Here is a 12,987-nt window from a genome sequence, read left to right on the forward strand (position 1 = left end):
GGGCAAGCAAAAGTGGCAAAGGCCATAGAGCCTGAACGAAGTGAAGGCCAGCGTCTTGAGGCGCCGGCCGGTAACAGAGGCTTATAGCCTCAGAGCAAACCACCCGTTAGACGGGTGGTGCTGATTTACGCGTTCGATGACTTAAATAATTATTATTTGCTTTTGGGTTTTGTCGACGATCATATTTTCTTATGTTATAATAAAATTCATGAAAATTAAAATGTTAAACAATGAAACAATCAATAAAATAGCGGCCGGTGAGGTGATCATTCGACCGGTTTCGGTGGTAAAGGAATTAGTTGAAAATGCCATTGATGCCGGAGCAAGCCATATATTGGTTATGATTGAAGCCGGTGGAAAGAATCAGATCATCATCCGCGACAACGGCTGCGGGATTGCCTATAACGAAATACCATTGGCCTTCAAACGCCATGCCACCAGTAAACTGGCAACCATCGAAGATCTGGAAACCATCAATTCGCTGGGCTTTCGCGGTGAGGCTTTATCCAGTGTTTCAGCGGTAGCCAGAGTTCAGGTGACGACCCGAAATGAAGATGAGGAAGTTGGCAGCCGGACCGCATTTGAAGGGGGAACACTGATCAATCAACGGGTGTGTTCCTACAATCAGGGGACCGAAGTAAAAGTATGGGATCTCTTTTACAATACGCCAGCACGAAGAAAACATTTAGAAAAGGATAAAAAAGAGGAAGGCCTGATTCGCAATCTGATGAACAAAATCGCGTTATCTCATCCAGAAATTGCCTTTCAGATAAAATGCAACGGACGTATTGTTCTGGATACAAATGGATCCGGAAAAGTCATCGATGTGGTCAATGTGCTATACGGCTGGGAAGTTGGCAGCAACCTGATCCCCCTCGATTACGAAAACAGCCCGATGAAGCTGGGCGGTTTTATCGGCAACTTGAAAATGATGCGCAGCCACCGTGAAGACCAGATATTTTTCATCAACGGACGTTATGTCAGAAATCTGCGGCTGGCTCAGGCTCTGGATGAAGCTTATGCCGGCTATACCATGAAACATCAACATCCTTTTGGCATTGTTTTTATGGAACTTCCGGGACGGATGCTGGATGTCAATATTCATCCGGCCAAAACTGAGATAAAAATACAAAACGAGAGCTTGATCAGTTTACTTTTTAAACAGGGGATCCGGGAAACCCTGCGTGGCTCAAATCTCGTGGTGAATATCGGCGCCGGGAACGATCAAATTTTTGATCGCGTGAGAATGGAAAAAGACGACGAAAACAGGGAGAAAGCGTTTAGCGATTCCGATGACCGTGTTGCAATTAAAAAAAGCGAAAATCAAAAGCAGGAAATGTTTTTAGCGGATGCTGCTGATCCGGTAATAAAAAAGGATGCTAAAATCAAATCGCATCAGGCTCAGCTGGATCAGCAGCATCCCGTCGCCATGAATCCCGAAAAAGCAGGCCGGCAATGTGAAGATCGCCCGCAAAAAGCCGATCAGGAAACTTCCTGTAAAATCGAAGCACCGCTTGCAAAGACGATGATCAATCATAACAGCAGCGGGCACGTGTCTGAAAAAACAGAAATCTTCTCGGTGACAGAAAAAGCCCCGATTAGGCAGAACGAATTGCTTCCGGATTTATCAAAAATGAGAATTGTCGGTCAGCTGTTCAACGGGTATGTTCTGCTGGAAGGAATAAAAGAGATCTATCTGATTGATCAGCATGCCGCGCATGAAGCATTCCTTACCCAGGAGCTGGAAGAAATTTTTAAAAGCGGCGGTTTTATCGCGAGTCAGGGACTGATGACGCCGATTCCCATCAAAATCAGACCCAAAGATCTGGACAGTGTCAGAAATGCGTTGCCGTTTTATCGAAAGATCGGTTACGAATGCGATGTTTTTGGCGAGGACAGCCTGCTGGTGCGCAGTGTGCCGGTACTGCTGGGCGAGCCGCAGACAATCGAGCTGCTTAAAAGCGTCATTGACGAGAATCTATGCGATCGCGATGAAAGGCATCGGGACTCAGAGAATGTGATTTCATCAAAAATAAAGCATAAACTGATCAGTATGGCCTGCAAGGCGGCGATAAAAGGCGGACAATCGCTGACCCATGAAGAAATAAAACAATTGCTGGCAGATTTGATGGGGCTGGAAAATCCCTTTACCTGTCCTCATGGCCGGCCGGTCATCACGCGGCTGAAGGAATATGAATTAATGAAATTGTTCAAACGGGTGATATAAATGGAAAAACCGAAAATTCTTGTTTTGGCAGGGCCGACAGCCAGCGGGAAAACAGCACTGGGCGTGGCACTGGCAAAAGAACTTAACGGCGAGATTATCTCAGCCGATTCCATGCAGATCTATCAATACATGAATATTGGAACAGCCAAGGTAACGGCACAAGAAATGCAGGGCGTGCCGCATTATCTGGTGGATTGTGTTTCACCGGATGAGGATTTCAGCGTCGCGAAATTCAAGGCGGCCGCACTGGCCGCCATTGAAAAAATTCTGTCCCGGGGAAAGCTGCCGATTATCGTTGGGGGAACAGGTTTATACATTAACAGCCTGACGCTGCCATGGGATTTTCAGAAAAATGACGGCAGTGAGGCAATCAGAAAAAGACTGGAAGCCGAAGCGCAAACCGTTGGCAAAGAAGCACTTTACGAGCGTTTAAAAAGCGTCGATCCGGTTTCAGCGCAAATGATTCACGCCAATAATATCAAACGGGTGATCCGCGCCCTGGAGATTTTCGAAATCAACGGAAAACCGAAATCGTATTTCGATGAAAAAACGAAAAAGCAGGAAGTCCCCTACGATTATCTGCTGCTCGGTTTGAAATGGCCGCGAGAAGTTCTGTATGACCGGATTAATCGGCGGATCGATCTGATGGTTGAAAACGGCCTGATCGAAGAGACACAGAGGCTGATTGATCGCGGATATGACTGGAATCTGACCGCGCTCAAAGCGATTGGTTACAAGGAACTCAGACCCTATCTTCAGGGCGAGATGTCTCTGGCGGAGGCGTTGGTCTTATTAAAACGGGATTCCCGGCATTATGCCAAAAGACAGATGACCTGGTTCAGGAAGGACGAGCGTATTCACTGGATTGACATGAATGAGGAAAAACAGATAAATCAGCTGGTGGAAACGTGCATGGCTGAAATAACGCCCTGGTTAAATAAATAAAAAAAGAGAAAGTGAGCATTTAGTTGATTAAAAAGAATGACATTAAAGATTATCTGGAAAAGGATTTTAGCATATCAGCAGAAGTCATCAATTTTGTCGAAGCAGTCGAAAATGATATCAAAGCGACGCTTCATGATTTGGATGCGATGGCTGAGCTTCATCAGTACCGCGTCATCAAAGCGATGCAGCGGGCCGGACTGGGTGATCGGCATTTTGCTGTGGCCACCGGATATGGATATGACGACGTGGGACGTGAAATTGTCGAAAAAATCTATGCGGAGGTTTTCGGGGCGGAGGATGCCTTGGTCCGCCCGCATATTTCTTCGGGAACCCATGCGATTTCATTGGCGCTTTATGGTGTTTTAAGACCGGGCGACCAGCTGCTGGCAATAACGGGGGCCCCCTATGACACCATCCGGTCGGTTATCGGATTAGTGGATAAATACCAGGGCCAGGGGACCATTAAAGAGTATGGGGTAACCTATGATCAGGTTGAATTGCGTGAAGATGGCAGCTTTGATGAAGCGGCGATTCTGGCGGCAATGACGCCAAATACCAGGATGATCTATCTGCAGCGGTCGACCGGTTACAGCTGGCGAAAAGCGATAACCCTGGAGGCGATGAAAAAGATGATTGCCAAAATCCGGTCGGTTAAACCGGATGTGATTGTTTTTGCGGATAATTGTTATGGCGAATTTCTGGATCATGTTGAGCCGGTCTCGGTCGGTGTTGACCTGATCGCCGGCTCGCTGATAAAAAACCCGGGTGGTGGTTTGGCTCCTACCGGGGGGTATGTGGCCGGCCGTTCAGATCTCGTCCATCTGGCAGCGTGTCGTTTGTCAGCTCCGGGAGTAGCAAGAGAAACAGGCGCGACCTTGGGGATTAATCGGACCCTGCTTCAGGGTTTGTTTTTGGCACCGACAGTCGTTTCACAGGCGATCAAATCGGCGGTGCTGCTGGCAGCGTGCTATCAGAAAATCGGCTTTGACGTTTGTCCGGAAGTGACGGATTACCGCAGTGATATCATTCAAAGCGTGCGCTTGAACACCAGTGAAAGGGTTAAGACATTTTGCCGGGCTATTCAGGAGGCGGCGCCGGTAGATAGTCATCTGACGCCCGAACCGTGGGATATGCCGGGCTATTCGGACCCGATCATCATGGCGGCAGGAGCCTTTATTCAGGGCTCATCCATCGAACTTTCGGCCGATGCCCCGATGCGTGAACCCTATATTGTTTATTTTCAGGGCGGTTTAACCCATTATCATGGAAAATTAGGCATTTTGTTGAGTCTGCAAAGACTGATGGATGAAAAATTAATAGCAATTTAAATACGTTGGTGAGCTTTGCGATCAGTTTTGCACGAACCAACGGTTACACGGTACGGCGGACAGTTCTTTGAACGGTTCGCCTACACGTTACACAATTGGTTGTGGAAACTAATCGCAAAGCAACAATTGTTCGACGTTTATGAGTTTTACAAATATTATTCAATAAGTTAGAAGGAGAGCAGGATGATGACGAAGGAAAAAATAGAACGGATCAATGAACTGGCCCGTAAAAAAAAGACAGGAACCCTAACGGAGGAAGAACTGGACGAACAAATGACATTGCGGGCGGAATATCTGGCATCGGTTCGAAAGAACTTGCGGGAACAGCTGGATGCAATCGAAATAGTAGATAATTAATAAACAATTGCGAAACTGACGTGAGCTTCGCTGCCAGTTTACACGAACCAATTTTTACACTGTACGGCGGACAGTTCTCCGAACGGTTCGCCTACACGTTACACAATTGGTTGTGAAAACTGACATCAAAGCAATGATTGTTCGATTCTTTTGAATTTGGCAATTATCTAAGCGACATAATAGATGAGGAGAGAATAGCTATGAATCATGAAGAAAAAGAAAAAACACCGGGAACGCTGCTCCAGGAGAAACTGACGAAAAAGTGGGAATTGGCCTGGAAGGATCTGAATCAGGATGAAACGCAAAAACTGACGGAAGTCAATGATGGGTACATTTCCTACCTGACCAATGGTAAAACGGAACGACAATGTGTGAATATCACGGTGGCAATGGCTGAAAAGGCCGGATTCAAACCACTGGATGATTTTATAAAAACTGGAAAGATCATTCCGGGGGACAAGATCTATACGGTGCACAAGGGAAAAACGGTGATCTTATTCGTTGCCGGTACGGATGCTGTTGAAAACGGCATGGCCATCATCGGCGCTCATATTGATGCGCCGCGACTCGATTTAAAACCCACACCGCTTTATGAAAGCGATGATCTGGCGTTTTTCAAGACCCATTATTATGGCGGAATCAAGAAGTACCATTGGGTCACCATCCCGCTGGCAATGCATGGAACAGTGGTAAAAAAAGACGGGGCAACCATCAACATTTCCATTGGGGAAGATCCCGCAGATCCTGTTTTCTGCATCACCGATTTACTGCCCCATCTGTCCCAGGAGCAGAATACCAAAAAAATGAACGAAGGCATCACCGGTGAAGGACTAAACATCATTGTCGGAAGCCGGCCGTATCAGGAGCAGGACCTTAAAGAAGGCGTGAAGCTCAATATTTTAAACATCCTTCACGAAAAATACGGAATGGTCGAGGCGGATTTTGCCACGGCGGAGCTGGAAGTCGTTCCCGCCGGAGCGGCCCGGAATGTCGGCTTTGATCAAAGTATCGTCGGCGGTTACGGTCAGGATGACCGAATCTGCGCCTTTACAGCACTTCAGGCAATACTTGAGCGAGAAAACCCGAAACGGACACTTTGTGTTATTCTGGCGGACAAAGAAGAAATTGGCAGCTGCGGCAATACCGGCATGCATTCGCTTTTCTTTGAGAATTCGGTGGCTGAATTAGTCGATCTGATGGATGTAAAAAAACCGGAACTCGTAGTCAGGCGCTGTCTGATGAATTCAGAAATGCTGTCTGCTGACGTTACCGCCGGTGTTGATCCCAACTTTACCGGGACACACGATAAAATCAATGCACCTTATCTCGGAAAAGGAATCGTGCTCTCAAAATACGGCGGATCGCGCGGCAAATCCGGTTCGAATGATGCACATGCAGAGTTTATGGGAAAAATGAGAAAAACGCTGGATGAAGCCGGCGTTGTCTGGCAAATGGGTGAGCTTGGCCGGGTGGATCTTGGCGGCGGCGGCACCATTGCCTATATTCTGGCAAAATACGGAATGGATGTACTGGATTGCGGACCCGCTTTATTAAGTATGCATGCGCCTTTTGAACTGGCGTCCAAAGTTGATGTATATATGTGTTACAAAGGCTATAAAGCGTTTTTAGTTTAGATTATTAACGATTGTAATTAAGGCCAGGTGTTGATCGTCCGAAACGGTGGGCGGTCAACGCCTGGCCTAAAATTATGTTGGGTTATCTTTATCGGCCCGTTTGGATAATGCAGGATCGTGTTTTTAAAGTTTATAGCAACTTTCTTAATAAGAATTTTAGGAAACTTGTATAAAATAATTCAGTCATCTGGTAAAATGAGAGAAATAAGTTTTTTGGGAGGCTCATGTTGAAAGAAAATTATCTCAATCACACTTCTCTTAAAGAAATGCCAGAGGATGATCGACCGCAAGAAAAAATGATGCGCTTTGGTGCAAAAAGTCTAAGCAATGCTGAGCTGATCGCAGTTATCATCCGGACGGGAACGCGAGAGGCAACTTCAGTGGAAGTCGGCCGGAAAATTATGCAGTATTTGGATAACGATCTTTCTTATTTTCATCAGGTGGACGTTTTGGAACTGCAACGAAATAAAAACCTGGCCGGAATTGGTATCGTCAAAGCCTGTCAGATTAAAGCCGCGATTGAACTGGGCCTTCGCATCAAACAAAAAGACATGATTGACGTAAAAATTACGTCGCCGCAGGACATTGCCGATCTGTTAATGGAAGAAATGCAGTATTTAAAACAGGAATGTTTTAAAATCATTCTTCTGGACACCAAAAATAAAGTCATCAAGGTGGAAGGCATCAGTGTCGGCATCCTCAATGCATCGCTGGTTCATCCCCGCGAAGTCTTCATTAAAGCAATCAGGCAGCATTCTGCAGCGATTGTTTTGGCCCATAATCATCCGTCAGGGGACCCGGAACCGAGTGCTGAAGACAAAAATATTACCAAAAGACTGTGCGATGCCGGTGAGCTATTGGGAATTGCCGTTTTGGATCACATTATTATTGGCAGAGGGACCTATTTAAGTTTTAAACAGGAAAAATTGATTTGAGCAAGTAAAAATGAGTAGGATGAAATATTTCTAATGAAATTTTTATTTTTTAGGGTATAATGGAAATTGTGATTTTATTTATGAAGCAGCGCTTCTTTTCCATTCATCAGGGAGGTAACATTATCGGTCTCGTTTATAGATATCATATTTTAAAGGAACATGAAAAATCATTGCGCGAAGAGTTAGTGATGCGTTATGATTATTCCAGTCGTTTGATTCGAGAAATCAAACAGACTGGAAAAATTAGCTTGAACGGCAAAGAGTGCTTCCTTTGCGAGAAGCTGAAGGCCGGCGATCTTGTTGAAATACAAATGCCTCATGAAGCGATTGACGGGGAACCTGTTTGGGGACAATTGGATGTTGTCTATGAAGATGATGAATTGCTGGTTGTAAATAAGCCGCCATTTTGTGTAACCCATCCGACCAAAAGTCATCAACTGGATACCTTGGCAAATTATATCAGTTATTACTGGATGAGGCAGGGCGTATCCGCCAAAATTCGTTTCATCAATCGATTGGACAGGGATACAACTGGCGTCGTAGCGATTGCCAAAAACAAATATGTTCATCATTATGTTCAAAAGCAAATGAATGCGGGAACGGTAAAAAAAGTGTACCTTGCTTTCGTCAACGGGAAACTGCCGCAACAAGAAGGCGTGATTGACTTACCGATTGGTCAACCTTATGAAAACAGCATTCAGCGTGTTGTCATGAATAAAGGGAAACCATCGATAACCCATTACAAAGTAATTGAAGAGTATGAGCAGGCTTCTTTAGTGGAGCTGGTTCTGGAAACGGGAAGAACCCATCAGATCAGGGTTCATTTACACCATATCGGTAATCCGATTATCGGCGATCCTTTGTATCATTGTAATGGCACTGATGCAGGAGAACAATTTGGTATGTCTCATCAGGCGCTTCATGCAAAATCTCTTGATTTATCCTTGCCGATGAAAAAACACTTGCATATTGAGGCGGATTTGAACAGCGAATTAAAAGAACTTAGAAACCGTCTAAGAGAATATAAATAGAAAAGGTGAAAGAATGAGCGAAAAACAAACAAAAGGGATAAAAAGACGAAAAAAGAAACACCACATATGGGTGAAAATATTAATCGTTTTTTTGGTTTTAGGAGTTTTGGCAATGGGCGTCGGGTATTCCATTTACGCGGCAAATCGAATGGATATATCCGATTACACATATCAGGTTAAAGATAAAACTGAGATATATTCTGCCGATAATGTTGTCATAGCAGAACTGTATACGAAGAATCGAACCAATGTAACCATTGATCAGATACCGGTGCAACTGCAACAGGCTCTGATTTCCGTTGAGGATTCCCGTTTTTATGACCATTTTGGAATTGACGTCTATGGTATTGGCCGGGCCTTCTTTTCAAATATTGTAAATAATGGGATCGGAGAAGGTGCCAGCACCATTACCCAGCAGCTTGCCAGGGTTTTGTTCTTGCCGGATATCGCAACTGAGCAGACCTTTAATCAGAGTCTTACCCGAAAGATGAAAGAAATATCGATCGCGCTGCAGTTAGAGAAAAAATATACCAAAGAACAAATTCTGGAAATGTATTTCAATGAGTATTATTTCGGCTCAGGGGCCTATGGGATTGAAGAGGCAGCTGAGACCTATTTCAACAAACATGTTTCCGAAGTGAATCTGGCTGAAGCGGCAATGCTGGCCGGTTTGCCGCAGGCACCGAGTGCCTATGCGCCCAATACCGACTTCGAAGCCGCCAAAAAACGGCAGCTGGAAGTTCTGGCGCGAATGGTTAAAGAAGGGTATATTACCCAGGAAGAATCGGATGCGGCAGCAGCGACGGAATTGGCCATCAGAGATCCGGAAACCCTCAGCAATGAAAATCAGATTGTTGATGGTTATGAAGCTTTTGTTGGAAAAGCACTGGATGAATATGCCACCGCGCAGGCTTCATCAGTCATGCAGGAACGTGGCATTACCGAAGATCAGGCAATCGACTATATCAAAGAGAATATCGCCAGCGGTGGTTACCGGATTTACACAACCATTGATTCAAACATGCAGGCAGATGCCATTGACAGCTTAACCACTGGTTTATCAGGCTATGGCCTCGATAACGAAACGGGTGCCGTGGTAACCGTTGATCTCGATGGGAGCGTCAAGGCTTATTACGGCGGAAACACGCAGATTGATATGGCAGATACGCCAAGACAGCCGGGTTCCAATATCAAGCCGCTGTTCTATTCTGGTGCCATGGAAGCGGGGCTGATTACGCCGTCGACGACAATTTCGGATACTTACGTGAATTTTGGCGGATACGCACCAAATAACTACGATTTCGGCTATCATGGAAATGTTTCCGTCCGAACAGCGTTAGTCTATTCCTACAACATTCCGGCGGTAAAAATCTTCAATATGTATGGCGTTGATAATGCCATTGCTTTTATGGAGAAAATGGGTATCTCAACATTTGAAGCGGACGATTACAACCTGGCAACGGCTCTTGGCGGGATGACGTATGGGATAAAACCCTTTGAAATGGCGGCAGCCTTCAACATTTTCAATAATGGCGGCACCTACAACGAACCCTACTTTATATCGAAAATTGAACAGATAAACGGGAAAGAAATCTTCACAAAGAAAGACGCCGAGTTACAAACACGCAAGGTCATGACCGATACCACCGCATCTAACATGATGAGTATTCTGCTCGATGAGGTATCCTATGGTACCGGTAGCGGAGCGGCTCAGATTTATCCAACCGGTGGTAAAACCGGTACAACGAATGATGAAAAAGATTTATGGTTTACCGGGATAACCGGAAATCTGACAACGACTGTGTGGCTGGGAAGTCCGGATAATTATGTTATCGGCGGTGGCAGTTACATGGCGGCCAGTATTTACGGCAGCTACCTGGGTCAGATCATTGATCAGGATTTGTTGACGACCACGAACATGGAACGTACTTCGGATGAAGCAGTGGAAAACAACAGTTCAAAAACGACGGATACGAGCACAAATTCAACGACCAATTCAAACTCGAATTCGAATTCAAACTCAAATTCGAATTCGAACTCAAATTCAACGCCGTCGACAACCCCGACAACACCGGCAACAGATGATTCAAAAACCGATACCCCAACAACAGATGATCCAACTACGCCGACGACGCCAACCACGCCGACGACGCCAACAACAGATGATCCAACCACGCCGACGACGCCAACCACGCCAACAACACCGACGACGCCGACAACGCCAACAACATAAGGGAGAGTAGTGATGATCTTAGCTAGAAATTCAAAAGAAACTGAAATCAAAAAAAATATGCGCGACGGTCAGGGCGAAATTGAAATCACCCATGTCTTGAAAAATGAAGATCTGGGAAAAAATACGCGCTTATACGCCGAGATATCGATAAAACCTGGTGATTCCATTGGAAATCACCAGCATATCGATGAAACGGAAATATTCTATTTCCAGCATGGAACTGGAATTGTTACGGATAATGATGTTGAAATTGAAGTCGGCCCCGGAGATGTGATGGTAACTCCGGATAAGAGCTTTCATAGCGTAAAAAACACAGGCACAGAGAATCTGGTTTTTATGGCCTTGATTCTACGTGATTAAATGACAAAAAAAGATAGAGAACAAGTTTTAGCCACATTAGAAAGCCTTTATGGGCAGGAAAAATGTGGCTTGACTTTTAGTACCCCATTTGAGCTGCTGATTGCGACCATCCTTTCGGCTCAATGCACAGATGTAAGGGTTAATATCGTGACAAAAGATTTGTTCCGGGACTGCAATACACCGGAGGCGATTTTAGCTCTGGGTGAAAAAGAACTACAGGAAAAAATAAAATCATGCGGTTTGTCAAAGACAAAAGCCAGGAATATCATGCTGACCTGTGATCGTCTCTTAAGCGAATACGATGGCGCTGTTCCGAAAAGCATGGATGAGCTGATGACGCTGCCGGGAGTTGGGCGCAAAACAGCCAATGTGGTCATCAGCAATGCGTTTGATATTCCGGCGATTGCCGTCGATACTCATGTATTCCGGGTATCGAAACGGATCGGGATGGCAAAGGGAGCGACCGTTCTGGCAGTTGAAAAAGAATTAATGAAGAATATTCCCCGGGAGAAGTGGTCTCAGGCCCATCATTGGCTGATCTGGCATGGCAGAAGATGCTGTACCGCCCGCAATCCGAAATGTGGCGAATGCCAGCTGCAGGAACTGTGTGATTACAGCAAATAATATTTGGCAGAAGCGGAACTCAGCAGTAATTATTTCTTGTATTTTTCTTAAGAATGGTTTATGATAATCATTATGAATAATCATGAAAAGAAAAAGGAGGAAAAGAAATGAAAAAAAGAGTTGTAAGTGTTTTACTTGCTGTCATCTTCACCGCTTCGATTTTTGCATTTGCCGGATGTTCATCATCAAAAAGCAGCGGAGATACCATTAAGGTTGGTTTCCTGGGACCATTAAGTGGTGATGTTGCTATTTATGGAAAATCTGCGCAGTCAGGTGCTGATTTAGCAGTGAAAGAAATCAACGACGCAGGTGGTATTAATGGTAAAAAAATAGAATTGGTTGCGTATGATTCCAAAGGGGATCAAACTGAAGCAATTAATGCCTATAACCGTCTGAGAGATCAGGATGAAGTTGTTGCCGTAATCGGTGGCGTTTTAAGTGGCGAAACGCTGGCAATGAAAGATATCATGGTACAGGATAATATGCCAGTGCTAACACCGACTGCCACAGCCGTTGATGTAACAACCGATGCGCCAAATGTTTTCAGAGCATGTTTCCTTGATGACTATCAGGGTGTTGCAGCAGCAAATTTTGCAACTGCTAATTTAACAGCTAAAACAGCAGCGATCATGATTTGCAAGGGCAATCCTTATTCAGAAGGAGTTGGAGCTGCATTCAGTACACAATTCGCTGCAAACGGTGGGACAGTTGTCGATCAGGAATCCTACAGTGCTTCAGATAAGGATTTCAGCGCTCAGTTGACAAAAATCAAAGAATTGAATCCAGAAGTCGTATTCGTACCGGATTATGTTCAAATCGTTGGACCGATTCTTCAAAAAGCAAAAGAACTGGGAATTACAGCGAAATTTGTCGGTGCTGATGGCTGGGATGGCGTTCAGACAGAATATGCAGACGCAGCTCAGGGCAATTACTTCACAAATCATTATGCTGCCGATTCACCATCTGAAAAAGTTCAGAGCTTTATTAAGGCATACAAAGCCGCAAATGACAATAAAGATCCAAACTCTTTTTCAGCTTTAGGTTACGATGCTGTTTATACAATGAGTGATGCAATCAAAACAGCGGGTTCAACCGAATCCGATGCAGTTGTTAAAGCCTTGAACAACACAAATTACGCAGGGGTTACCGGAAACCTGAAATTTGATGCTGAAGGAAATCCCAAAGACAAAGAAGTTACGATCATTAAAATTGACGGTGGCCAACTCAAATTTGAAACAACTATCGTGAATAAATAATCAGTTATTACAAGTGAACAGAATTTTGAAAAAAGGGATATAGAAGAGTGCAATCTC

Annotated in this window: 11 protein-coding genes; all 11 read left to right on the forward strand. The window is 44.9% G+C overall.

Features of this window, described 5'->3' with window-relative positions; all coding sequences use genetic code 11:
- Positions 1-220: 220 nt before the first annotated feature.
- The 11 genes from mutL to GH808_RS09675 all read left to right on the forward strand — a co-directional run bounded on the left by mutL (position 221) and on the right by GH808_RS09675 (position 12,930).
- A complete protein-coding gene (gene mutL, locus GH808_RS09625; protein WP_243166175.1) occupies positions 221-2,227 on the forward strand; it encodes a DNA mismatch repair endonuclease MutL in 2,007 nt (668 codons plus the stop codon).
- Entirely contained in the window at positions 2,228-3,172 is a 945-nt protein-coding gene (gene miaA, locus GH808_RS09630; protein ID WP_186842576.1) for a tRNA (adenosine(37)-N6)-dimethylallyltransferase MiaA, read from the forward strand.
- A 23-nt stretch (positions 3,173-3,195) separates the two neighbouring features.
- Positions 3,196-4,500, forward strand: a complete 1,305-nt coding sequence (locus tag GH808_RS09635) for a methionine gamma-lyase family protein (RefSeq protein WP_207722299.1) — start codon at positions 3,196-3,198, stop codon at positions 4,498-4,500.
- Between the two features lie 183 nt (positions 4,501-4,683).
- Positions 4,684-4,857 (forward strand): DUF896 domain-containing protein, encoded by a 174-nt coding sequence (locus tag GH808_RS09640; protein ID WP_243166176.1) that lies wholly within the window; start codon positions 4,684-4,686, stop codon positions 4,855-4,857.
- Between the two features lie 200 nt (positions 4,858-5,057).
- Positions 5,058-6,491 carry an aminopeptidase gene (locus GH808_RS09645; RefSeq protein WP_186842577.1) on the forward strand — a complete coding sequence of 478 codons (1,434 nt, stop codon included), beginning with the start codon at positions 5,058-5,060 and terminating at the stop codon, positions 6,489-6,491.
- Between the two features lie 224 nt (positions 6,492-6,715).
- Positions 6,716-7,426, forward strand: a complete 711-nt coding sequence (gene radC, locus GH808_RS09650) for a RadC family protein (protein WP_186842578.1) — start codon at positions 6,716-6,718, stop codon at positions 7,424-7,426.
- 59 nt (positions 7,427-7,485) lie between these two features.
- A complete protein-coding gene (locus GH808_RS09655) occupies positions 7,486-8,457 on the forward strand; it encodes an RluA family pseudouridine synthase (protein ID WP_243166177.1) in 972 nt (323 codons plus the stop codon).
- A gap of 13 nt (positions 8,458-8,470) precedes the next feature.
- Positions 8,471-10,690, forward strand: coding sequence for a transglycosylase domain-containing protein (locus GH808_RS09660; protein WP_186842579.1), 2,220 nt, complete (start codon positions 8,471-8,473; stop codon positions 10,688-10,690).
- 12 nt (positions 10,691-10,702) lie between these two features.
- Positions 10,703-11,050 carry a cupin domain-containing protein gene (locus GH808_RS09665; protein WP_186842580.1) on the forward strand — a complete coding sequence of 116 codons (348 nt, stop codon included), beginning with the start codon at positions 10,703-10,705 and terminating at the stop codon, positions 11,048-11,050.
- Complete coding sequence (gene nth / locus GH808_RS09670; RefSeq protein WP_186842581.1) at positions 11,051-11,674, forward strand: endonuclease III; 624 nt, start codon at positions 11,051-11,053, stop codon at positions 11,672-11,674.
- A 107-nt stretch (positions 11,675-11,781) separates the two neighbouring features.
- Positions 11,782-12,930: an ABC transporter substrate-binding protein gene (locus GH808_RS09675; protein ID WP_186842582.1), complete on the forward strand. Its 1,149-nt coding sequence runs from the start codon at positions 11,782-11,784 to the stop codon at positions 12,928-12,930.
- The last annotated feature ends 57 nt before the right edge of the window (positions 12,931-12,987 follow it).

Source organism: Acetobacterium fimetarium, from assembly GCF_014284475.1.
GTDB lineage: Bacteria > Bacillota > Clostridia > Eubacteriales > Eubacteriaceae > Acetobacterium > Acetobacterium fimetarium.